The 22025-nt window shown below is 70.2% G+C and carries 18 protein-coding genes and 1 pseudogene; 10 read left to right on the forward strand and 9 right to left on the reverse strand.

The annotated features are described in order from the left end of the window. The coding region (locus AKJ13_RS00005) for a divalent metal cation transporter (RefSeq protein WP_200905558.1) at positions 1-267 on the reverse strand (267 nt) is incomplete at its 3' end. A gap of 84 nt (positions 268-351) precedes the next feature. Between AKJ13_RS00005 and AKJ13_RS00010 the strand changes: the two genes are divergently transcribed. Beyond that, the gene (locus AKJ13_RS00010; RefSeq protein ID WP_050731571.1) at positions 352-567 is read left to right on the forward strand and encodes a hypothetical protein; all 216 of its coding nucleotides are present in this window, start codon (positions 352-354) and stop codon (positions 565-567) included. Positions 568-585: 18 nt separating this feature from the next. Here the strand turns inward: AKJ13_RS00010 and AKJ13_RS00015 are convergent, their stop codons facing one another. Next, positions 586-1041, reverse strand: a complete 456-nt coding sequence (locus AKJ13_RS00015) for a hypothetical protein (RefSeq protein ID WP_050731572.1) — start codon at positions 1039-1041, stop codon at positions 586-588. Between the two features lie 89 nt (positions 1042-1130). Continuing rightward, positions 1131-1736, reverse strand: coding sequence for a biliverdin-producing heme oxygenase (locus AKJ13_RS00020; protein WP_348270928.1), 606 nt, complete (start codon positions 1734-1736; stop codon positions 1131-1133). Between the two features lie 289 nt (positions 1737-2025). Here AKJ13_RS00020 and lexA point away from each other — a divergent pair, with 289 nt between their 5' ends. After that, positions 2026-2745, forward strand: a complete 720-nt coding sequence (gene lexA / locus AKJ13_RS00025) for a transcriptional repressor LexA (RefSeq protein ID WP_050731574.1) — start codon at positions 2026-2028, stop codon at positions 2743-2745. On the opposite strand, the gene AKJ13_RS00030 is transcribed toward lexA, so the two are convergent. Next, on the reverse strand, positions 2739-5012 hold the full coding sequence (locus AKJ13_RS00030; protein ID WP_050731575.1) for a ComEC/Rec2 family competence protein: 2274 nt from the start codon (positions 5010-5012) through the stop codon (positions 2739-2741). The genes lexA and AKJ13_RS00030 overlap by 7 nt on opposite strands. A gap of 165 nt (positions 5013-5177) precedes the next feature. Between AKJ13_RS00030 and gltX the strand changes: the two genes are divergently transcribed. From gltX to AKJ13_RS00045, 3 genes are all read left to right on the forward strand, one after another. After that, positions 5178-6599 carry a glutamate--tRNA ligase gene (gene gltX / locus AKJ13_RS00035; RefSeq protein WP_050731576.1) on the forward strand — a complete coding sequence of 474 codons (1422 nt, stop codon included), beginning with the start codon at positions 5178-5180 and terminating at the stop codon, positions 6597-6599. 314 nt (positions 6600-6913) lie between these two features. Next, complete coding sequence (gene gltA, locus AKJ13_RS00040; protein ID WP_007560684.1) at positions 6914-8203, forward strand: citrate synthase; 1290 nt, start codon at positions 6914-6916, stop codon at positions 8201-8203. A gap of 20 nt (positions 8204-8223) precedes the next feature. Beyond that, positions 8224-9165 carry an AlkA N-terminal domain-containing protein gene (locus AKJ13_RS00045; protein ID WP_050731577.1) on the forward strand — a complete coding sequence of 314 codons (942 nt, stop codon included), beginning with the start codon at positions 8224-8226 and terminating at the stop codon, positions 9163-9165. A gap of 10 nt (positions 9166-9175) precedes the next feature. Here AKJ13_RS00045 and parC read toward each other — a convergent pair whose 3' ends face one another. Further along, entirely contained in the window at positions 9176-11422 is a 2247-nt protein-coding gene (gene parC, locus AKJ13_RS00050; RefSeq protein WP_050731578.1) for a DNA topoisomerase IV subunit A, read from the reverse strand. Positions 11423-11676: 254 nt separating this feature from the next. Beyond that, complete coding sequence (gene recO / locus AKJ13_RS00055) at positions 11677-12396, reverse strand: DNA repair protein RecO (protein WP_050731827.1); 720 nt, start codon at positions 12394-12396, stop codon at positions 11677-11679. A 145-nt stretch (positions 12397-12541) separates the two neighbouring features. Between recO and AKJ13_RS00060 the strand changes: the two genes are divergently transcribed. Together AKJ13_RS00060 and AKJ13_RS00065 are read left to right on the forward strand one after the other, a co-directional pair. After that, the gene (locus tag AKJ13_RS00060; RefSeq protein WP_050731579.1) at positions 12542-12937 is read left to right on the forward strand and encodes a hypothetical protein; all 396 of its coding nucleotides are present in this window, start codon (positions 12542-12544) and stop codon (positions 12935-12937) included. Positions 12938-12956: 19 nt separating this feature from the next. Next, positions 12957-13652, forward strand: coding sequence for a gamma-glutamylcyclotransferase (locus AKJ13_RS00065; protein ID WP_050731580.1), 696 nt, complete (start codon positions 12957-12959; stop codon positions 13650-13652). Positions 13653-13655: 3 nt separating this feature from the next. On the opposite strand, the gene AKJ13_RS32085 is transcribed toward AKJ13_RS00065, so the two are convergent. After that, positions 13656-13799 carry a hypothetical protein gene (locus AKJ13_RS32085; RefSeq protein WP_007560701.1) on the reverse strand — a complete coding sequence of 48 codons (144 nt, stop codon included), beginning with the start codon at positions 13797-13799 and terminating at the stop codon, positions 13656-13658. A gap of 276 nt (positions 13800-14075) precedes the next feature. Here AKJ13_RS32085 and AKJ13_RS00070 point away from each other — a divergent pair, with 276 nt between their 5' ends. Beyond that, complete coding sequence (locus tag AKJ13_RS00070; RefSeq protein WP_050731828.1) at positions 14076-14705, forward strand: hypothetical protein; 630 nt, start codon at positions 14076-14078, stop codon at positions 14703-14705. Between the two features lie 51 nt (positions 14706-14756). On the opposite strand, the gene AKJ13_RS00075 is transcribed toward AKJ13_RS00070, so the two are convergent. Further along, a complete protein-coding gene (locus tag AKJ13_RS00075) occupies positions 14757-15671 on the reverse strand; it encodes a manganese catalase family protein (protein ID WP_007560704.1) in 915 nt (304 codons plus the stop codon). Between the two features lie 296 nt (positions 15672-15967). Between AKJ13_RS00075 and AKJ13_RS29955 the strand changes: the two are divergent. Next, positions 15968-16443 (forward strand): annotated as a pseudogene (locus AKJ13_RS29955) (L,D-transpeptidase); the annotation flags it as partial. Positions 16444-16641: 198 nt separating this feature from the next. Here the strand turns inward: AKJ13_RS29955 and dnaE are convergent. Then, positions 16642-20160, reverse strand: coding sequence for a DNA polymerase III subunit alpha (gene dnaE, locus AKJ13_RS00080; protein ID WP_050731581.1), 3519 nt, complete (start codon positions 20158-20160; stop codon positions 16642-16644). Positions 20161-20676: 516 nt separating this feature from the next. On the opposite strand from dnaE, the gene AKJ13_RS00085 reads away from it, so the two are divergent. Further along, on the forward strand, positions 20677-21990 hold the full coding sequence (locus tag AKJ13_RS00085) for a nucleotide disphospho-sugar-binding domain-containing protein (protein ID WP_064774591.1): 1314 nt from the start codon (positions 20677-20679) through the stop codon (positions 21988-21990). The last annotated feature ends 35 nt before the right edge of the window (positions 21991-22025 follow it).

Raw genomic sequence — 22025 nt, forward strand, 5'->3', positions numbered from 1 at the left:
GGCCCAGATCGGCCCGTAATGCGCGCGGATCAGCTCCCCATGGCCGCGACCGGTCGCGGTCCCGAGGCGCACCGTGAGCTCCTGGACGATGTACAGGATCGGCACGAGCAGGATCTGCAGCAGCAATAGGGAGTAGCCCCAGCGGGCGCCGCTCTGCGCCGCCGTGATGAGGCTGCCGACATCCGTATCGGCCAGCATCACGACGAGACCGGGGCCGGCGGTCTTGAGCAGGGTGGACAGGCGAGGCAGGGAAGCGGCGTGCGGCACCGCATCGGAACAGCGGCGGGCGCGGGCCGTTCCGGCGGGAGCCTGCGGCGTTTTCTCGGGTCTGGCAGGTAGGAAGAGGTTGTGATGACCAAGAGCACGGATCGCGGCGGGGGCTGGAGCCTCCAGGCGAGTGCCGTCCCGGACGGGGTGCGGCTGGAACTCGCCCTCGCCGACCTCGGCGGCAGCCCGGTCACGGCGGCGATCGTGCTGGACCGGTCGGAGGCCCGCGCCTTCGCCCGCGCCCTGCTGGCGGCGGCCGGTGATGCCGCCGAACGCACGTTTCCGAAGCCCGGAACCTGACCGGGCGCGCCTAAAACATCACTGCTGGTTCAGGCCCGGATTGCGGCCGGGCAGGCGCGGCACCACCGTGCCCCGCTTCTCGATCGGTCCATCGCAGGCATAGGCGAACTCGCTCTTCTGCGGGTCGAACACCGTCTCGCCGGTGATCCGGCAATCCTCCCGCACGGTCTCGTCCAGATAGGCGCGGGCGGCGGTGCGGAACCGCTTCACCCGGCTCGCCGCCGGATCGGGATCGATCCGCACCTCGCTGAGATTGCAGCCGGCATATTCGCGCAGCGCGTTCGAGACGATCAGCATCCGGCGCAGCTGCCGGTTGTCGTAGACCTCGTAGGGCTCCTTGCAGCCGATCGTGACCACCTGCGGGGTGAGCGCGACGTAGTTCCGCGAGATGTACGAGAATCCGGTGGTGCAGCCGGCCATTGCCAGGCCGAGGGTCACCAAGCCGATGGGCAGCAGAGCCGCGCGCCGTCGCATCCTCGTCATCCCAAGCCCAGTTCCAGCCCCGTGGCGCATTGAAACGGCCCCGCTTGACCAGTCAATGCGTTTGTCGCCCCGACCGGCGCTCAGCCCCCGAACGCGTCCCCGACGAGCCGGTGCACGTACCGGAACGCCTCCGTCGCCCCGGCTGCGGCGCGGGCCTCGCCGTCGCCCGCGAGCGCGATCCGGTCGAGCGCGGTGGTGAATTGCCGCCAGTGCAGCCCGCGACCGTCCGGATGCCCGGCGAGGTGGCGGGCGCCGTGGCCCTCCGAGAGGCCGAGCTTCCGGGCTTCCTTGATCAGGATGGCCGCGCCGAGATTCGAGCCCTCCGCGACGTAGAGCCAGCCGAGCCCGGCCACGGGATCGATCGCGTCCCCGTCCTCCGCGGCTACGTCGGGGATCCGGCCGGCCACGTCGCGCAGATCCTGCGCGATCAGGGCGAGACGGCGCCTCCCGTCGAGATCGGGCAGGACGAAGCCCAGCGCGCCGTCGCGATAGAGCGGATCGACGCGTGTATGGAATCGGTATTGGACCTGCAGGAACAGCGCGTACCGTTCGAGGCTCGCGAAGGGCTGGCGTGCCATGACCCGCCGGTCGAGCTGATCATGGGCCGCTGCCGTCGCAGACCGCAGGCGCTTCACGCGGCTGCCCGGTTCGACAATATCGGATGTTGAGACGTCCATTCGACCCATGTCTTGATGGGGCACTCGACCGTTCCAGGCGGTCGAGGCCTATTCTGTCCGGGGCGAGGTCGGGACCTCGCCGTCCGGCACGAACCTTCATAGCGTCCGGACCATTCGATGCGATTCAGGTCACCGTGAGGCCGATGGGCAGAGTGCGCAGGCTTGCGCGACAGGGCGCGTCGGCCCATCAAGCTTGGCCGGATCAGGCTTGCGGAACACTTGCGGAACGTTTAACGTGTTCGTGATTTGTTTCCGAGGCCGCGCCGATGCGGTCCGCCAAGCCGCGAGTCCCCCGTCGATGCTCACGCGCAAGCAATTGGACCTCCTGCGTTTCATCCAGAGCCGCATGCAGGAATGCGGCGTCCCGCCCTCGTTCGACGAGATGAAGGACGCCCTCGATCTGAAGTCCAAGTCGGGCATCCACCGGCTGATCACGGCCTTGGAGGAGCGCGGCTTCCTGCGGCGCCTGCCGAATCGGGCGCGGGCCATTGAGGTGATCCGCATTCCCGAGAGCCTGTCGCAGGCAGCCCCGCCGCCCGCCGAGCCCCGCCGCTTCACCCCGAGCGTGGTCGAAGGTGGCAAGTCCAAGCTGCCGCCTCAACCCGCGACCACCCGGATGATCGATGATGGCGGGCGCGCCATCTCGATTCCGGTGATGGGCCGGATCGCGGCCGGTACGCCGGTCTCGGCGATCCAGAACCAGAGCCACGCCATCACCATGTCGCCGGACTTCCTGGCCGGCGGCGAGCATTACGCCCTCGAAGTGCGCGGCGATTCGATGGTGGATGCCGGCATCCTAGACGGCGACCTCGTGGTGATCCGCAAGCAGGACACGGCCAATACCGGCGACATCATCGTGGCGCTGATCGACGACGAGGAGGCCACGCTGAAGCGCCTGCGTCGCCGCGGCTCCTCGATCGCCCTGGAAGCCGCCAACCCGGCCTACGAGACCCGCGTGCTGGGTCCCGACCGGGTCCAGATCCAGGGCCGGCTCGTCAGCCTCGTCCGCCGCTACTGAAGCGGCTCGGTCGGCGCGTCGCCGGGCGTGGCGTCGGGACCGGCAGCGTCGGGCTCGGGCGGGATCGGGGTGCCGGGAGCGGGCGTTTCGGTCCGCTGCTCCGGTGACGGCCCAGCACCGGGGGACGGTCGCCAGGGAACGGAGCGGCCCTCATCATGGGCATAGCGAACCGTGAATCCCTCGCGGTCGGCCCGAAGGGCGACGGCGCCGTGGGCGGCGAGCGCCCGGCGGTCGATCACCAGTGGTGCGTGGCAGGTCGGCGGCGCGGCGAGCCGGGTAATTAGCACCGCCGCCCGGGCGCAATCCTCTGCGAAGGCGCGCCGGTCGCGGACCAGGGCGATGGCGCGGCCATCCGGCAGGCGCGCGGTGCAGCCGAGACGGTCGCAGCGTCCGCTCTGCGCGACACCGCCGATCACGGTTTTGGCCGACCGGCCGTCGCCATCCGCCTTGAGCCACTGCTCCAGCACGAAGGCCGAGGGGCTGCCCAGCGCCGCCAGGCGCCCATCGGTCCCGCGCACGGCCGCACCGCCGCCCTGCCGGTCGATATAGAGGTCGAAGCGGTCCGGCATCGCGGCGAGGCCGAGCCCCAGCAGGGCGGGCGGCAGGGCGAGCCAGCGCAGCCGCGAGACCGGGAGCGTGGCCAGGAGCAGCCCCGCCGCCAGCAGCACCAGCGCGCCGGTGCCGAAAGCCGGCAGCACCAGGGTGGCCCGATCGAAGCCGGCGATCCATTCGGCGATCGCCAGCATGCCGCCCACCGCCTGCCCCATCAGCCACCAGACCGGCCGGTCGAGGGCGAAGGGATAGGCCAGGATCCCGATCACCGCCGCGGGCATCACCACCAGCGAGACGAGCGGCAGGGTCAGGGCGTTGCCGATCAGCCCGAACGGCTGGATCGTCTGGAAATGGTAGGTGGCGAATGGCGCGGTGGCGATCTGTGCCACCAGCGTCGTCGCCAGGGTACCGGTCACGGCCGAGATCCCGTCGCCGATGAGCCGCTCGATCCGGCCTGCCCCCGGCCGCCGGAACAGGCCTCCGTCGATCAGCCGCGCGCAGGCGATCAGCCCGGCCACCGCCCCGAACGACATCTGGAAGCTCGGCCCTAGAAGCCCCTCGGGCTCCCGTGCCAGGGCGATCAAAGCGGCGAGCGCCAGGTTGCGCATCGACAGGGCCGGTCGGTCGACCAGGATCGCACCCAGCATGATCAGGGTCATGATCAGCGAGCGCTCGGCGGCGATGTCCCAGCCCGAGAAGGCGCAATAGGCGGTGACGCCCAGCATCGCGAACCCGGCGGCGATCTTCTTGATCGGCCAGACCAGGGCGCAGAACGGGATGAGAGCCAGGACCGCCCGCACCAGCCAGAACACCACGCCGGCGGCCAGCACCATGTGGAGGCCCGAGATGGAGACGACGTGATAGATGCCGGCGGCCCGGAGTGCGTCGTTGGCGGCCGGTCCGATCAGCCCACGCTTGCCCGTCACCAGCGCCGCCGCCACCGCCCCCGCCTGGCCGCCCTCGGCCTGCGCGATCCGGCGCGTCAGCGCGTTGCGGGCCTCGTCCAGCAGGGCCGCGAGCCGCAGGCCTAGCGGCGGCGGTGCGGGCGGCGCCCGAACCGTGATCGCGCCGATCAGCGAACCCACCGCACCGATTCCCTGGAAGTAGGCATCCCGGGCGAAGTCGTAGCCGCCGGGTCGTGCCGCCTCGGGCGGCGGTAGCAATCGTGCCGTGGCGGCGATGAAATCCCCGGGCCGCAGGGGCGGTGCCTTCCGGAATGAGACCCGAACCCGGTGCGGCGTCGCCGGCGGATCGAGGCCGGCGAAGCTCTCGACCCGGATCACGAGCCGGGCACCGACCTCGCGCTCGTCCAGCGCTTCGATCATTCCGGTGAGCGGCCCGATGGTGGTCCGGGACAGGATCGGGGCCGCCACCTGCCCGACCCGCCAGGTCGCCGCGGCGAAGCCGAGGAATCCGGTAGCCAGCGCCAGCGCGAGAGCCAGACTCCCCGGCCGCGCGCCCAGGAACGGCACCGGCGCGAGCGCCAGCGCCGCCCCGACGAGCGGCGCGGCGAGAAATGGCGTCCCGTCGGCGCCCGCGAAGAACACCAGGATCCCGGTGCCGAACGCCACCGCCAGCCAGGGGAACAGGCGGCGCTGCTCGACCTCCCGGGCGAGGCCGCCGGCAAACCAGTCGCGCAGCGCCGGCGCCAACGCGGGGCGCGGGCCGGCGAGCGCCACCGCGCCGCCCGCCAGCCTCGCGCCGATCCGCCGCATCCGCCCTCGCCTCGCGCCGGGCGACTCAGCTCCGGCGGGGGATTCTTAACGCACCCCTCGGCCCGTGCTACAGCGCGTACTTCGTGCTACGGGCGCCACTTGGTGCGACGGGCGCCGCCCGAATGCCCCGCCCCCTCGCCCTCCGCCCCCGAACATATCGGCCCGATGTCCTCAGCCGTCGTCACGCGCTTCGCCCCCTCGCCCACCGGCTACCTCCATATCGGAGGAGCCCGCACGGCTTTGTTCAACTGGCTCTATGCCCGTCACACGGGCGGCAAGATGCTGCTGCGCATCGAGGATACCGACCGGGAACGCTCGACCAAGGGCGCGATCCACGCGATCCTCGACGGCCTGTCCTGGCTCGGCCTCGACTGGGACGGGGACGTGGTTTTCCAGTTCGCCCGGGCCGAGCGCCACCGCGCGGTCGCCGAGGAGCTGCTGGCCGCCGGCCGCGCCTATCATTGCTACGCCTCCGCGGAGGAGCTCACGCAGATGCGCGAGACCGCCCGGGCCGAGGGCCGCGCCCCGCGCTACGACGGGCGCTGGCGTGACCGCGACCCGTCCGAGGCGCCCGCCGGGGTCAAGCCGGTGATCCGGCTGCGCGCGCCCACCGAGGGCGAGACGGTGGTCGAGGACGCCGTGCAGGGCCGGGTGACCTGGGCCAACCGCGATCTCGACGACCTCGTGCTGCTGCGCTCGGACGGCACGCCGACCTACATGCTCGCCGTCGTGGTCGACGACCACGACATGGGCGTCACCCAGATCATCCGCGGCGACGACCACCTCACCAATGCCGCGCGCCAGAGCCAGATCTTCTCCGCGCTCGGCTGGGACATCCCCAAGATGGCCCATATCCCGCTGATCCACGGTGCCGACGGCGCCAAGCTGTCCAAGCGCCACGGCGCTCTGGGCGTCGAGGCCTATCGCGACCTCGGCTACCTGCCGGCGGCCCTGCGCAATTACCTGGTGCGGCTGGGCTGGAGCCACGGCGACCAGGAGGTCTTCTCCACCGAGGAGATGATCGCGGCCTTCGACCTGCGCGCGGTGGGGCGCTCGGCGGCGCGGTTCGACTTCGCCAAGCTCGCCAACCTCAACGGGCTCTACATCCGCGGCAGCGCCGATGCCGATCTGGTCGCCGCGATCGAGACGATCCTGCCCAATGTCGGCCCTGAGCGCGGCCTTCCGGCGACGCTCCAGCCCGACCTGAAGGACAAGCTGACCCAGGCCATGCCGGGCCTGAAGGAGCGGGCCAAGACGCTGATCGAGCTCCTCGACAGCGCCTATTACCTCACCGCCCAGCGCCCCCTGGCACTCGACGACAAGGCCCGGGCGCTCCTCTCCGACGAGGGCCGGGCGCGCCTCGCCGGCGTGCTGCCGGCCCTCGAAGCCTTGCCCGACTGGAGCGCGGCCGCCACCGAGGGCGCCGTGCGCCAGTATGCGGAGACCGCCGGGTGCAAGCTCGGGCAGGTGGCCCAGCCGCTGCGAGCCGCGCTCACCGGGCGGACCACCTCCCCGCCCCTGTTCGACGTGATGGCCGTGCTCGGCCGGGCCGAGACCCTGGCCCGCCTCGGGGATCAGGTGGCCTGACGCATCGTCCCGAAGGCGAGCGTCTTTCGGGCCACGACGATGCGCATTGCGAAACCCGGCCGGCTCGCCCGGGATATGAAATCGGGGATGATCCGGTCGCGCTGATCGGGCGACCGGGAACTGCGGGCGCCGGGTTGGATTTCGCTTGGCGAAGGGGGCGGGTTGTCACCCACCCCGTTGCTGCTGCACTGCCGTTTGGGTAACCCATGGCGCGTGAGCACCCGCAACATAACGCGGCGTGCTCCGGCCCCGGGGTCGCCTCGGGCAACCCGAGGCCGGCATCCGCCACGTCGCCAGAGAAGGGTCCACGTTCCATGAGCGCATCCAGCACCATCACCGTGGACGGCAAGGAGATCGAACTGCCGGTCAAATCCGGCACCATCGGCCCGGACGTCATCGATATCGGCAAGCTCTACGCCAAGACCGGCGCCTTCACCTTCGACCCGGGCTTCACCTCGACGGCCTCGTGCGAATCGAAGATCACCTACATCGACGGTGACGAGGGCGTGCTGCTCTACCGCGGCTACCCGATCGAGCAGCTCGCCGAGAAGGGCGACTTCCTCGAGACCTGCTACCTGATGCTGTTCGGCACCCTGCCGACCGCGGCCCAGAAGGCTGATTTCGACTACCGGGTCACGCGCCACACCATGGTGCACGACCAGATGAACCGGTTCTTCACGGGCTTCCGCCGCGACGCCCACCCGATGGCCGTGATGGTGGCCTCGGTCGGCGCGCTCTCGGCCTTCTACCACGACTCGACCGACATCACGGACGAGAGCCAGCGGATGATCGCGTCGATCCGCATGATCGCCAAGATGCCGACGCTGGCCGCGATGGCCTACAAGTATTCCATCGGCCAGCCCTTCGTGTATCCGAAGAACGACCTCGACTACACCTCGAACTTCCTGCGGATGTGTTACGCGGTGCCGTGCGAGGAGTACGAGGTCAACCCGGTCTTCGCCAAGGCGCTGGACAAGATCTTCATCCTCCACGCCGACCACGAGCAGAACGCCTCGACCTCCACCGTGCGGCTCGCGGGCTCCTCGGGCGCGAACCCGTTCGCCTGCATCGCGGCCGGCATCGCCTGCCTGTGGGGGCCGGCCCATGGCGGCGCCAACGAGGCCGCGCTGAAGATGCTGATGGAGATCGGCACGCCCGAGAACGTCGGCAAGTACGTCGCCAAGGCCAAGGACAAGAACGACCCGTTCCGCCTGATGGGCTTCGGCCACCGGGTCTACAAGAACTACGACCCGCGCGCCCGCATCATGCAGAGCACCACGCACCAGGTGCTGAAGGAGCTCGGCAAGACCGAGGATCCGCTGCTGCACGTCGCCATGGAGCTGGAGCAGATCGCCCTCAAGGACGAGTACTTCATCGAGAAGAAGCTCTACCCGAACATCGATTTCTACTCGGGCATCACCCTCAAGGCGATGGGCTTCCCGACCGACATGTTCACCGTACTGTTCGCGGTGGCGCGCACGGTCGGCTGGATCGCGCAATGGGCCGAGATGATCGAGGACCCGATGCAGAAGATCGGCCGTCCGCGCCAGCTCTATGTCGGTCCGACCCAGCGCGACTACGTGCCGGTGGACCAGCGCGGCTGAGACGGCCCATCGACCCCGACGTGACCCCTGGGGCGGCCGAAGGGCCGCCCCTCTCGTTTGCGCCCGCCGGCGGGCCGCTCGTCACCCTCAGCCTTCCCTGTCGGCCGCCCTACGATTGGGCGTCGATCCGCGCCTTCCTGGCGAAGCGGGCGATCCTCGGGGTCGAATCGGCCGAGACCGGCGACCAGATCTATGCACGCACGGTCTGCATCGGCGGCCGGCCCGGCATCGTCGCGGTCGCGTTCGGCGACGATGCGCTGCACGCGACGCTCCACGGCTTCGACTCAAGCTCTGAACCGGAGATCGCCGCGCGCCTGCGCCGCCTGTTCGATTGCGATGCCGACCCGGCGGCGATCGCTGCCTGCCTGTCCCGGGACCCGACTCTGTCGGACTTGGTGGCGGCCCGCCCAGGATTGCGCCTGCCGGGCGCCTGGGACCCGTTCGAGACCGGCTGCCGGGCGATCCTCGGCCAGCAGGTGTCGGTCGCCGCCGCGATCCGGCTCGCCGGGAAACTGGTCGCGGCCTTCGGGACGCCCCTGGCGGAGCCGGTCGGTCCCCTGACCCACGTCTTCCCGACACCGGCTCAGCTGGTCGAAGCCGATGTGGCACTCGCCCTGAACATGCCCCGCTCCCGCGGCGCGGCGATCCGGGCACTGGCGGCGGCGGCACTCGCCGATCCGGACCTGTTCGCCCCCGCCGGGACCCTGGAGGCGGCGGTGCTGCGCTTCACGGCGATTCGCGGAATCGGTCCCTGGACGGCCCAGTACATCGCCATGCGGGCGCTCAAGCTGCCGGACGCGCTACCGGTGGGCGATGTCGGCCTGCTGCGCGCCCTCGAGACCGGCACCGGCCGCCCGAGCCCGGCCGCGCTCCTCGCCCGGGCCGAAGCTTGGCGGCCGTTCCGGGCCTACGCGGCCCAGCATCTCTGGGCCGCGGACGAGGTTCTTCCGCGCGCGGGGTGACGACGCCTCCTCAGCGCCCGAACCGCTCGAATTTCGGGAAGCTGCGCGCCATCATCAGGCCGACCTCGCCGCGATGGCCGAGCCACTTCTCCAGCACCGCTGCGTTGGCCAGCCGCCCCTCGGCCGAGCCGTCCTGCCAGGGCAGGCCGTCCGTCAGCTTGAAGACGTGCGCGTCCGTGAGGCCACCGCTGCGGCAGCGCTGGAGGCGGACGCCCTTGCCGCGGGAGAGTTCAGCCACCTCCGAGATCGGGAAGATCAGCAGCAGCTTCTCGGTATTCACCACCGCCACGTGATCGCCGTCGGCCGGGACGAGCACCACGGCGGTCGCGTCCCCGTCCAGGCCGAGCACGCCCTTGCCCTTGCGGGTGTTGGCCACCAGCGCGTCGGAAGGCGCCACGAAGCCGCGCCCGTCCGAGCCGGCGATGAGCAGCTTGGTCTCCGGCTTGTAAGGCAGCGCCGCCACCACCTCGGTGCCGTCGTCGAGATCGACCATCAGGCGCACCGGATCGCCGAAGCCGCGGCCGCCGGGCAGCTTGGAGGCCTCGATGGTGAAGACCTTGCCGTTCGAGGCGAGCAGCAGGATCTTCTGGGTGGTCTCGCTCGGGAAGGCGATCTTCAGCCCGTCATCGCCCTTGAAGGCGACGCCCGAGAGGTCGGAGACGTGGCCCTTCAAGGCCCGGATCCAGCCCTTGTTCGAGACGATCACGGTGATCGGCTCACGCTCGACCAGGGCCGCGGTGAAGTCGATGCCGCCGACATCGGGCGGGCTCGCGAGCGTCGTCCGGCGCTTGCCGAGCTTGGTCTCGGGCCCGAACGTCTTCTTCACGGCGCGGATCTGCGCCTGGATCGTCTTCCACTGCGCCGGTTCTGAGGCCAGGAGCGCATCGAGCTCGGCCTTCTCGGCGGTGAGCGCGTCCAGCTCGCGCTTCAGCTCCATCTCCTCCAGCTTGCGCAAGCTGCGCAGGCGGGTGTCGAGGATCGCGTTGGCCTGGACCTCGGTCAGCTCGAACCGGGCCATCAGGGCCGGCTTCGGCTCGTCCTCCTCACGGATGATGCGGATCACCTCGTCGAGGTCGAGATAGACGATGAGCAGGCCGCCCAGGATCTCGAGCCGGCGGTCGATCTGCCCGAGCCGGTAGCGGGAGCGGCGCTGCAGCACCACCCGGCGGTGGTCGACCCATTCCCGCAGGCATTCGGTGAGCCCGATCACCTTCGGCACGAGGCCGCCGACGAGGACGTTGAGGTTGAGCGGGATGCGGGCTTCGAGTTCCGTGAGCCGGAACAGCGATTCCATCAGGATCACGGGATCGACCGTGCGCGAGCGCGGCTCCAGCACGACGCGCACGTCCTCGGCCGATTCGTCGCGCACGTCGGCCAGCAGCGGCAGCTTCTTCTCCTGAAGAAGCTCGGCCATCTTCTCGATCAGCCGGCCCTTCGGGATCCCGTAGGGGATCTCGGTGACGATGATGTTCCAGGTGCCGCGGCCGAGATCCTCCTTGTGCCAGCGGGCCCGGACCCGGAAGGCGCCCCGGCCGGTCCGGTAGGCCTCGGCGATCGATTCGGGCGAATCGACCAGGATGCCGCCGGTGGGGAAATCCGGCCCCTGCACGAAGCTGTTGAGCTGGGCCGAGGTCGCCCCCGGATGGCTGATCAGGTAGAGCGCGGCGTCGCAGAGCTCGGCCGCGTTGTGCGGCGGGATCGAGGTCGCCATGCCGACCGCGATGCCCTGGCTGCCGTTGGCGAGCAGGTTCGGGAAGGCGGCCGGCAGCACCACCGGCTCCTCCTTCTCGCCGTTGTAGGAGGGGCGGAAATCGACCGTGTCCTCGTCGATCCCGTCGAGCAGCAGGCGGGCGACCTCGGTGAGCCGCGCCTCGGTGTAGCGGTAGGCGGCCGGGCCATCGCCGTCGATGTTGCCGAAATTGCCCTGGCCGTCGACCAGCGGATAGCGCTGTGCGAAGTCCTGGGAGAGCCGCACCAGCGCGTCGTAGATCGCCTGGTCGCCGTGCGGATGGAAGTCACCCATCACGTCGCCGACGATCTTGGCGCATTTCTTGTGCGCGGTGTTCGGGTCGAGACGGAGCAGCCGCATCCCGTACAGGATGCGCCGATGCACGGGCTTCAACCCGTCGCGGGCATCCGGCAGCGCCCGGTGCATGATCGTGGAGAGCGCATAGGCGAGGTAGCGCTCCTCCAGCGCGGATTTCAGCTCGACGCTCTCGATCCCGTCGCCGGACGGCGGCTCGAAGGGCTGGCCCATGACGGCTCCTGTCTCAGGGCGGGGCCGCCGACCGGCAGCACCGCCACAACGCGCGATCCGTCATTCCGGGGCGCCGAAGGCGAGCCCGGAATCCAGAACCGCCCGCCGTGCCCGGGGTGACGGACGCGTCCACCCGTTCGACGATGCGGCTCTGGATTCCGGGCTCCGCTGCGCGGCCCCGGAATGACGGGGTTGGTCTCAACCGAGGCTCGGGCGGTCCCCGGCTCGGTCGCATGCAGAACATAGCGCGAACATTACTCGGCCTCGCGACCGAGCGCAACGAATCGCGCGCGCTCCTCCGGCGCGGCGAGGCCGCGCGGGCCCCAGACGTGCCGGTCGAGGAAGTACCCCGTCAAGGTAAACCCTTGCGCAACGCCGTCCGGCCCCGGGGATCCACCTGCATGCAGGAAGGTCGGCAGCGCAAGCAGGCGATCGCGGAACGGCTCTCCGGCGGAGGCGCTGACCGCCCGGCCACTCTTGGGCGAGACGTAGGCCAGGGCGTCGTTGCCCCCGGTGGCCGCGCAGGCGGTGAGATCGAGGCCGAAGCCGAGTTCCGACAGAATCTCCAGCTCGAACCGCACCATCAGCGGCGGCGCCACGGCCGGATCGTCCAGATGTTCGACCAGGATGCCCGCCGCCTCGTAGAGGGCCGGATGCGGATCGCGCTCGGGCAGGAGACGCAGCAGCGCGGCCATGTGGCCGAGCCCGTAGAGGGCGATGCCGGAGCCGATCATCCGCGAGACCTGGGATTCGAGCGGCTCCACCGTGTAGGCGCCGAGCCCCTCGTCGAGCCGCGCCCGCCAGGTCAGCCGGACCCGGTTGCCGGGCTGGAGCACCGGCTGCATCCGGCGCGAGCGCCCGCCATGGACGAGCCCAAGATGGCGGCCGTGCGCCTCGGTCATCGCCTCCAGGATGACGCCGCTCTCCCCGTGCCGGCGCAGGCCCAGCACCAGCGCGTCGTCGGTCCATTGCATCACGGTCACATCACCGGCTGAGAAGGCGCGGATCGCGGCACCGGCGATCCGCCTCCAATCCCCTCATATAAGGGCTCCGGAGCCGCGCTGCCGCCTTTGCGCGCCCCGCGGGTGACGGTAGCTTGGCCGGGAAGGAATCACCCGCATGCGCCGCGTCGCTCCGGTTCTTGCCCTGGCCCTGACCATCACCGGCGCGCTGGCCGCCCCTAAGGCGGCTAAGCCCGCCGAGGACGCGCCCTCCCCGGCCCTGAAGCAGCGGATCGCGGCTTTGGCGCTCAAGCAGGTCGATTTCGGATCGGTCTCGCTGCTGCCGGTGCGGTTCGACGGCAGCCGGCTCGCCGGGCCGATCGAGGATGGCGGCCGGACGATCTATTGCGTGTCGAGCCGGATGAGCGGCCGCACCTTCGGCAAGCCGGAGCGGCCGAAGGCGGTGATGCGCTATGCGGCCGACCGGCTGGAGGTGATCGACGACGACGAGGTCTGCACCGGCCACCGCAGCCAGCCGTTCCCGGAACTGGACGCCCTGGGCAACGCGCGTTGAACCTGCCGCGTTGACAGGCATGCCGTCACCCCAAGCGCGCCGTCTCGACCTCAGCCTCGACCTGATCGCCCGCGCCCATGCCACCCCCATCCCGGACGACCCGAGCGCCCTCGAGGTTCTGAGCGACGCGGAGCTGCGTCCCGGGCTCGAGGCGATCACCGCGGGCCGCGAGGGGCACGACATCTGGGTCTTCGCCTACGGCTCGCTGATGTGGCGGCCGGAATTCCCGGTGGCCGAGAGCCGGATCGGGACCGTGCGGGGCTTTCACCGTCGCTTCTGCCTGCTCCAGCGCCGGTTTCGCGGCACGCCGGAGCGGCCGGGCTTCGTCCTGGCGCTCGATCGCGGCGGCCTATGCAAGGGCGTGGCGTTCCGGCTGCCCGGCCTGGAGATCCGCGAGGCGCTGATGCCGGTCTGGCGCCGCGAGATGCGCGGCCGGGGCTACGTCGCCCGCTGGCTGCCGGTGGCGACCGAGGCCGGCACCGTCTCGGCGCTGACCTTCCTGGCCAACCGTGCCAACGAGCGCTACGCCGGCCGCCTCTCGGATGCCGAGATCGCGGAAAAAATCGCGGCCGCCTGCGGGCATGCCGGCCCCAGCGCCGAGTACCTGTTCCGGACCGTCGAGGCCTGCGAGCGCCTCGGCATCCGCGACCGGCATCTCTGGAACCTTCAGGCGCTGGTGGCTGCCCGGCTCAGGGCCTGCGCGCCGGGCGCGTGAGGCTCACGCCCAGGCGCGCTTCATCGCGATGACGACACGGCCGCCTGCCTGCTCCGTATCCGGGTTGCGCGGCTCGCGGATGCCGGGCGCACGCCCGGTGGTGACGTAGACCACGAGGGTGAGGGCGAGGAGGATCTTGATGCGCATCGCGACGCTCAGGGTTGAGCAAGCGTGCATAGGATCGATCGGTTTTTACGGAGTTGCTGCGAGGCTCACAGGTTGTGGTTGTGGGCCCTTCCTGCAGCCGTGGTGAACGAACGGTTGCGGCCGAACCGCGATCGCCTGAGCATCATCTGAGGCGGCGGCTTCCGAGCTTCGGAAAAAGATGATGCAGAACCAAGGATCTAGCGCATCGCGTGAGTTCCGGTATCCGGCGCGATGCGCTATGCCGCCGGCCCGAGTTTCCCACAGGCGGAGGACAGGATGCGGCTCCGGATCGGCGTGGCCCTGGCGATTCTGGTGATTGCGGTCGCCGTGCTCGCCGCCGGGCCCTGGCCCCACGGTTTCCGGCTGTCGGACATCCTGACCGGGGGCACGCCGGTGCTGCCCGACGGGTCACGGCCGGTGCCGGGCTCCACGGACCTCGCCGGCAACGCCACCCTCGGCGCCGGCCAGCATCCGGCCACCCTGCGGCTTGCCTGCGATCCGGCCGGGGCCGGTCTCTCGGCGGTGCTGACGGTGCCGCGCTTCGCGGATTTCGCAGCGGGTTTCGACGTGGCCGGCCTGCAGGGCGGCGGAAACGCGGCGCCGCTCACAAGCATCCTGGTCTCGAACCCCGCCGGCGTCCGTTCCGTGCGGATGGCCGCGCAGGGCGCGGAAGCCCGCGATCCCGACAAGAGCATCAGCCTTACGGTGGCCGGCGCGCGCCGCGGCGAGGACCCATTGCGCGGCGTCGCGCTCGCGCTCGCCCAGGCCGGCACGCGGCTCACCTGGACGCAGGCGAGCCCGCGCGGCGGGGATCAGACCCTGACGGTGGTCTTTTCCGTGTCGGACAGCGATGCGGTGGCGTTGAAGACGGCTCTCGGAAGCTGCCTCGCCGCGCCACCGCTGTAGACGTTGTAGGGTGGTTCGGCGCCGCGCGGGGCGACGCCGCATTCGATGGGCTCAGCGGCCCTTCTTGTAAAGCTTGCTGGCGATCTCGAAAATCTCTTCCGGCGCGTAATCCGGCGCGAAGGCACCGTAATTGCCGTCGAGTTCGGGAATCTTGCCGCCCTCGGGGGCGCCGTCGATCACCTCGAGATTGCCCGGCGGATCACCCGGCAGCGCCACCTCGTCGTTCGACCAGACGCCGGCCGCTTCCTTATAATCGACCTCGCTGAAGGTGTAGAGGCGGCGGTGCTTGCCCTCGTCGAGGTACTTCTGACACTCCGGCACCCGCGACAGGTCGATGTTCGGGGTCGGCAGCATCTTCTCGATCTCGACGCCGGTCAGCTTCTTCAGGGCCAGCGCATAGGCGTGCGCGTGCAGCGAGCCACGCACCAGCAGATACGCGCAGACCTCACGGCCGGTCGGCTCGCTCATGGTCTCGTAGACCCGCAGCTTGTGGATGCGCGCACCGCATTCCAGGTGGAAGTTGTGCAGCAGGTCGATGATCAGATTGCCGGTGGTCGTGACCATGTCCATGTTCCAAGACGCGGCGTTCGAATTCATTGGCATCGCGCCGCCGCCATTCGACAGGAAGCTGCCGGCGAGACGCACATCCTGCATCTCGGCGAAGGGCGCCTTGGAGATGTCGACGTCCTTGGCCGGGTTGCCCGGGCCGTTGTTCAGCATGGCGATGCCTGTCGAGACCAGCTCGACGTGGCCGATCTCTTCGGCGAAAATGCTGGAGACGAGGCTGTAGAATGGGCGGAGCTTGGTCTTGTTCCGGAAATTGAAGCTCTGGAACATGTAGTTCCCGAGTGTCGACATCTCGCCGTACTTACCGCCGAGCAGTTCCTGCAGGGCGGCGGCTGCGTTGGGCTCGGGCTTCTTGGGCTCCGGCAACTCCGCGAGCAGGCGGTCGATCTTCATGAACATGCGGGCAGCTCCGTTTGCGCGAGGTGCGCTCGGAACTTACGGGTGAGGCGCCGACATGTTCCGACCGCCCGCCGGGCTTCTTCCGTGCCCGGCGGGGAACTTTTCAGCCCCGAGACACTGCCGCCCGTCGATCGATCCCTGCCCAAAAGGTTCAACCCCCCTCCCTCGCCACCGTTCCCCGGTTCGGTCTCCCTGCCGCGCCAATCCTGAAGCCGGCAATCGGACAGGCTCTCGGGTTCAGGACGAGGCGCGAGCCGATCCGCTTGTCAGGCGGCCTCACTGATCCCCTCGACAGCGAGCCCTTCCCGGTACCGGCGGTGGACCTGACGGGGCTCGACCCGCGCTGCCTGCGCCAGAAGGTCCGACTACGCCACGGCCGAACCGCCCGGCACGATCGTGGTCGAGCCGGGCGCGCGCTTCGCCGACCTCGTGCGGGAGAAGGGGCAAGCGATCCGCTACGGCGTGGGCGTCGGCCGGGAGGAGGCGTTCAACTTCGGGGGCCGGCCACCATCGCCCGCGATGATCCGGCGCGAGCCTCAGCGCTACGGGCCCTTCGCCGGCGGTCTGCCGGGCGGCGCCCGGCATCCCCCTCGGGCCCCGCGCGCTCTACCTCTACCGGGACGGTCAGGACACGCTCTACCGCCTGCATGGCACGATGGTGTCCTCGGGCTGCGTCCGGTTCCTGAACCAGGACATCATCGACCTCTTCGGCCGCGTGCCAGTGGGGACGCGAGCCGTGGTCCTGGCCGCGACCGGATCGGCGGCGAGCTAGACAGCTGATCCCAGGTTTCCACGAACGCTTCAGCCTTCGTCCTGTCATCCCGGGGCGCCGCCGACGGAGCAAGTTACTGATCTGTCGACGTTTCTGGATCCCGGGCTCCGCTTCGCGGCCCCGGGATGACGGGGCTGTTCTTAGACCGACCTCCGCATAGACCACGGATCGCCGGCCAAGCAGGCTTCCGGCCCGATGTCAGCTCACCTCTACCTGCACCACCCCCGGCACGGTCCGGAGCTGGCCGGCGAGCTGGGGCGAGGCCTGGAACTTGCCCGGGAGCCGGATCTCGACCTCGCGGCCGCCGCCGTCGAGCTTGAGGATCAGCGAGACCTCGCTCTCCCCCCGCATCGACAGCCGCTGCTGCACCGGCGCGACCCCGCGCGGGTCGCTCAGATGGATGCGGATGCCCTTCTGGTGGCGGGCGACCGCGTGGTCGAGGGGCTCCGCGGTCAGGATCCGGGCGCGCACGTCCTCGCCCTCCAGGTTCGCCTGGAGCTGGAGCACCAGGGGCCGGCCCGGCTCGAGGATGTCGCGGTACTGGCCGAGGCCTTCGGAGAAGATGATCGCCTCGAAATGCGCGGTCCGGTCCGAAAGGGTGACGATGCCCATCTTGTTGCCGGTTTTGGTGCGCCGCTCCGCCCGGTCGAGCACCGAGGCGGCGACCCGGCCGACGCTGCTGGTCCCGGCCCGCACCGAGCGGCAGAAATCGGCCCAGCTCTGCACCCGCAGCTTGTCCAGCAGGTCGCCGTACTCGTCGAGCGGGTGGCCCGAGACGAAGAACCCGATCGCCGTGTATTCGCGCTTGAGCGTGTCGGCCATCGGCCAGACCTCGTGCGGCGGGATCCGCAGGGACACGTCGTCCGCGACCACGCCGCCGAACATGTCGGTGACGCCCGTGGAGGCCGCCTCGGCGGCGCTGGTGGCGAGCTTCATCATCGGCTCGACCGCCGCGAAGGCCCGGGCCCGGTCGGGCTCGATGCAGTCCAACGCACCGGCCTGGACCAGGCTCTCCAGGGTGCGCTTGTTGATCATCCGCGGGTTCAGGCGGCGGGCCAGACAGGCGAGGTCCTTGAACGGGCGGTCGCCCCGGGCCTCCACCAGCGCCCGCACCGCCTCCCGGCCGACGCCCTTGATGGCGGCGAGCGCGTAGAAGATCTTGCCGTCGCGCACCTCGAACACCTCGCCGGAGGTGTTGATCGAGGGCGGCTCGACCGTGATCTTGAGGCGCTGCGCGTCCTGGCGGAATTCGGCGAGCTTGTCGGTGTTGTCGATGTCGAGCGTCATGGCGGCGGCCAGGAACTCGACCGGGTAATTCGCCTTCAGGTAGCCGGTCTGGTAGGTCAGCAGGGCGTAGGCCGCCGCGTGGCTCTTGTTGAAGCCGTAATCGGCGAACTTGGCCAGGAGGTCGAAGATCTCGTTGGCCTTGGCCTTGGTCAGCCCGCGCTCGGTGCAGCCCTTGAGGAACCGGTCGCGCTGCGCGTCCATCTCGGCGCGGATCTTCTTGCCCATGGCGCGCCGGAGCATGTCGGCCTCGCCGAGCGAGTAGCCGGCGAGCACCTTGGCGATCTCCATCACCTGTTCCTGGTAGACGATGATGCCGAAGGTCTCCTTCAGCATCGGCTCCAGCTTCGGATCCGGGTACCAGGATGCCTCGTTGCCGGCATCGCGGCCGAGCTTGCGCTCGCAATAGACCGGGATGTTGGCCATCGGGCCCGGCCGGTAGAGGGCGACGAGGGCGATGATGTCCTCGAACCGGTCAGCCTGCATCTCGCAGAGGGCCTTGCGCATGCCGGCGGATTCCACCTGGAACACCCCGACCGTCTCGCCCCGGCCCATCGGCGTGTAGGTGTTCTTGTCGTCGAGCGGCAGGCTCGCCAGGTCGATCTCGATGCCGCGCTGCTTCAGCAGGTCGGTGCAGCACCGCAGCATCGTGAGCGTCTTGAGGCCCAGGAAGTCGAACTTCACCAGGCCGGCCTGCTCGACCCACTTCATGTTGAACTGGGTCACCCGCATCCCGGTCTTCGGGTCTCGGTAGAGCGGGACCAGCTCCTCGAGGGGCCGGTCGCCGATCACCACGCCGGCCGCGTGGGTCGAGGCGTGGCGGTGCAGGCCCTCGAGCTTCTTGGCGATGTCGATGAGCCGGGCGACGATCGGCTCCTCCTCCATGGCCTGCTGGAGCTTGGGCTCGCCCTCGATCGCCTGGGCGAGCGTCACCGGGTTGGCCGGGTTCTGCGGCACGAGCTTGGTCAGCTTGTCGACCTGCCCGTAGGGCATCTCCAGCACGCGGCCGACATCGCGCAGCACGCCGCGGGCGAGCAGCGTACCGAAGGTGATGATCTGCCCGACCTGCCGCTCGCCGTAGCGCTGCTGGACGTAGCGGATCACGCGCTCGCGGCCCTCGACGCAGAAGTCGATGTCGAAATCCGGCATCGAGACGCGCTCGGGGTTGAGGAAGCGCTCGAACAGCAGGCCGAAGCGGAGCGGGTCGAGGTCGGTGATCAGCAGCGACCACGCCACCAGCGAGCCGGCACCGGAGCCGCGGCCCGGACCCACCGGAATGTCGTGATCCTTGGCCCACTTGATGAAGTCGGAGACGATCAGGAAGTAGCCCGGGAATTTCATCTTGACGATGACGTCGAGCTCGAAGGCGAGGCGCTTGCGATAATCGTCCTCCGAGAAGCCCGGCGCCGTGCCGTGCTGCTTCAGCCGCAGCTCCAGCCCGGCCTCGGCCTGGCGGCGCAGCTCAGTCGGCTCGTCGGCCGCCACCGCCTGGACCGGGGCGTCCGACGCCTCGGCCAGCGCTTCGGCCATGGGCGGCGTCTCCCCCGCCGCCACCGAGCCGAAATTCGGCAGGATCGGCTTGCGGGTCCGCGCCCGCACGGCGCAGCGCATGGCGATCTCGACCGTGGCCTGGAGCGCGTCCGGCAGATCGTGGAACAGCGCGGCCATCTCGGCGCGGGTCTTGAAGGCGTGGCGCGGAGTGACCCGGCGCCGACGCTCGTCCGAGACCAGCCGCCCGTCCGCGATGGCGAGCAGCGCGTCATGGGCGTCGTAATCGTCGGGCTTGGCGAAGAACGGCTCGTTGGTCGCCGCGATCCCGAGGCCGTGGCGACCGGCGAGGTCGAGGAGCGCCGTCTCGATCCGCCCCTCCTCGGGCAAGCCGTGACGCTGGATCTCGACGTAGAGCCGGTCCTCGCCGAACGCCGCCTTGAGCTGCTTCAGCCGGCTCAGGGCCAGCTCGGGCCGGCCGGCCCGGAATGCCGCGTCGAGGGGCCCGGACAGGCCGCCGGTGAGCGCGATCAGGCCGGCGCCGCACTCGGCCAGGGCGGCGGCTTCGACCCGCGGCGCCTCGCCGAGCGCCGTGTCGAAATAGGCGCGGCTCGCCAGCCGCAGCAGGTTGGCATAGCCGGCCTCGTCCTGGGCGAGCAGCACGACCCCGTGGCTCGTGGGCGCCGCGCGCTGGTGCGGGTCGGCCGCCTCGAACGCCACCGAGAGCTGCACGCCGGCGATCGGCTGGACGCCCTCCCCGGCTGCTTTCTCGGAGAATTCCAGCGCCCCGAACAGGTTGTTGGTGTCGGTGAGGGCCAGAGCCGGCTGCCGGTCGGCGACCGCGGCCTTGACCAGGGAGCCGACTTTCAGCGCCCCTTCGAGGAGGGAATAGGATGAATGGACGTGGAGGTGGACGAATCCGACCTCCTTGAGCTGGCGTGGCATGGCCGACCTTGATCCGGGGTCGCCCAACATCCCTGCTCGGCCTTGCCAAGTCGACGTATGGCGAAGCCATCGGCGACGATATCCACCGGTCGTGTTCCGGGCGCACCAGTTCGGACGCCCGCTGTGGACAATCCGCGCTCGAGCCCCGATCGCCTGTGCATAAGGCGTTTCGGGCGGGAACCGCACGCCAAAACGCAAAGCCCGGCTAACGGACGGGTGCCAATGCTATCGCCCAGGCGCCGACAGCCGCGAACAGCATCCCGAACGCCATGAACTCGACCATTCCGGTCAGGACCAACCGCTTCAGCATCGTCGTGCCTCCCGTGTTCCGCCCCCATTGTGTTCATGTTTTGTTCCGTTGAAAGCGCCTTCGGGTCTGCGGCGCCTGCGGCTTTAAAACGTGGTAAACAAATAGTTGCTTGATGCAGATTGGGTGGCCTGGCATGCCGCCGGCCTATACGGGCGTTCGATATTTGACCGGGGGGGTCAAAGGAGCAGGCTATTCCCGCGCAACATATGGGGGGACGGATCCAGGTCGCACTGGTGGCCGTCGGCACGCATGGCGACGTGCTGCCGTTCATCGCGCTGGGCCACACGCTTCTGGCCCGCGGGCACGGGGTCTCGCTGGCGGCACCGGCCCCGTTCGAGGCGATGGCGCGCCGCGCAGGCCTCGCTTTCCAGCCGCTCGGCTCGGCCGCCGATTACGAGTCCGTCATCGACCAGCCTGAACTCTGGCATCCGCGCTGGGGCTTCCGCCCGATGTTCGACTTTGCCATGCAGGTCGCCGAGACGACCTGCCTGTGGCTCGGTGCGACCCGGGCGCGCGGGGTCGAGCAGATCGTCGTCGCCTCACCCCTGGCCTGGGGCGCGCGGTTGGCGCAGGAACTCTACGACATCCCGTCCGCCACGCTGCACGTGATGCCGTTCCTGATCGAGAGCCGGTCCGATCCGCCCCGGCTGCCCGGGCTGCCGCTGCCCCGGATCCTCCCGGCGGCCGCGCGCGCCTGGCTCAACCAGGGGGCCGACACGGTGGCGGTCGGCCCGTTCACGCTTCCGCCCCTGAACGCGCTGCGCGCGCGGCTGGGCCTCGATCCGGTCGCCCGGCTGCGCCACTGGTGGAACAGCCCGACCCGCATGCTGCTGATGTTCCCGGACTGGTACGCCGCCCCCCAGGCGGACTGGCCGGCCCAGGCGGTGCAGCTCGGCTTCCCGCTGGTCGACCGGTTCGGCGACGTGCCGGCGATGCCCCCGGAGCTGGAGGCCTTCCTGGCCGCGGGCGACGCGCCGCTCGTGTTCACCTACGGCTCGGCGATGCGCCAGGGCGCGCCCTTTTTCGCGACCGCCTTGGCGGTCTGCCGCCGGATGGGCCGGCGCGGCGTGCTGCTCGCCCCCCAGGACGGCCAGATCCCGAAGCCGCTGCCGCCGGGGATCATCCACCTGCCCTACGCCCCCTTGAGCGCGCTGCTGCCGCGCAGCGCGGCCCTGGTCCACCATGGTGGCGTCGGCACGGTGGCGCAGGCCCTGGCGGCGGGCATCCCGCAGCTCGTGGTCCCGGTCGCGTTCGACCATTTCGACGAGGGGCAGCGGCTCAAGGATCGGAGGCTGGGCGCAACCTTGAGCCGCCGCGCCTTCCGGCCGGCCCGGGCCGCCCGCCTCCTCGGCCGCCTGCTGTCCGATCCGGCCGTGACGCGCGCCTGCGCCCGGGCCAAGGCGCGCATGGCCGAGGGCCCCGACGCGATCGGCGCGGCCTGCGACAGGGTCGAGGCGTTGGCGTTCCTGGAGGCCGAACGCGGATCCGGGCGGAACGCCGCGCAGGCCGCCCGCCGGTGAGGGGTTTCGCCATCGGGGTCGCGTGAGCTGGCCCC

It is taken from the genome of Methylobacterium sp. ARG-1, assembly GCF_001262595.1.
In the GTDB taxonomy this organism is placed as follows: Bacteria; Pseudomonadota; Alphaproteobacteria; order Rhizobiales; family Beijerinckiaceae; genus Methylobacterium; species Methylobacterium brachiatum.

What these genes read in the sequence shown, in the direction of transcription:
- AKJ13_RS00010 (WP_050731571.1), top strand. Translation starts at nt 352, where the DNA reads ATGACCAAGAGCACGGATCGCGGCGGGGGCTGGAGCCTCCAGGCGAGT.
- AKJ13_RS00015 (WP_050731572.1), bottom strand. Translation starts at nt 1,041, where the DNA reads ATGCGACGGCGCGCGGCTCTGCTGCCCATCGGCTTGGTGACCCTCGGC.
- AKJ13_RS00020 (WP_348270928.1), bottom strand. Translation starts at nt 1,736, where the DNA reads ATGGGTCGAATGGACGTCTCAACATCCGATATTGTCGAACCGGGCAGC.
- lexA (WP_050731574.1), top strand. Translation starts at nt 2,026, where the DNA reads ATGCTCACGCGCAAGCAATTGGACCTCCTGCGTTTCATCCAGAGCCGC.
- AKJ13_RS00030 (WP_050731575.1), bottom strand. Translation starts at nt 5,012, where the DNA reads ATGCGGCGGATCGGCGCGAGGCTGGCGGGCGGCGCGGTGGCGCTCGCC.
- gltX (WP_050731576.1), top strand. Translation starts at nt 5,178, where the DNA reads ATGTCCTCAGCCGTCGTCACGCGCTTCGCCCCCTCGCCCACCGGCTAC.
- gltA (WP_007560684.1), top strand. Translation starts at nt 6,914, where the DNA reads ATGAGCGCATCCAGCACCATCACCGTGGACGGCAAGGAGATCGAACTG.
- parC (WP_050731578.1), bottom strand. Translation starts at nt 11,422, where the DNA reads ATGGGCCAGCCCTTCGAGCCGCCGTCCGGCGACGGGATCGAGAGCGTC.
- recO (WP_050731827.1), bottom strand. Translation starts at nt 12,396, where the DNA reads ATGCAATGGACCGACGACGCGCTGGTGCTGGGCCTGCGCCGGCACGGG.
- AKJ13_RS00060 (WP_050731579.1), top strand. Translation starts at nt 12,542, where the DNA reads ATGCGCCGCGTCGCTCCGGTTCTTGCCCTGGCCCTGACCATCACCGGC.
- AKJ13_RS00065 (WP_050731580.1), top strand. Translation starts at nt 12,957, where the DNA reads ATGCCGTCACCCCAAGCGCGCCGTCTCGACCTCAGCCTCGACCTGATC.
- AKJ13_RS32085 (WP_007560701.1), bottom strand. Translation starts at nt 13,799, where the DNA reads ATGCGCATCAAGATCCTCCTCGCCCTCACCCTCGTGGTCTACGTCACC.
- AKJ13_RS00070 (WP_050731828.1), top strand. Translation starts at nt 14,076, where the DNA reads ATGCGGCTCCGGATCGGCGTGGCCCTGGCGATTCTGGTGATTGCGGTC.
- AKJ13_RS00075 (WP_007560704.1), bottom strand. Translation starts at nt 15,671, where the DNA reads ATGTTCATGAAGATCGACCGCCTGCTCGCGGAGTTGCCGGAGCCCAAG.
- dnaE (WP_050731581.1), bottom strand. Translation starts at nt 20,160, where the DNA reads ATGCCACGCCAGCTCAAGGAGGTCGGATTCGTCCACCTCCACGTCCAT.
- AKJ13_RS00085 (WP_064774591.1), top strand. Translation starts at nt 20,677, where the DNA reads ATGGGGGGACGGATCCAGGTCGCACTGGTGGCCGTCGGCACGCATGGC.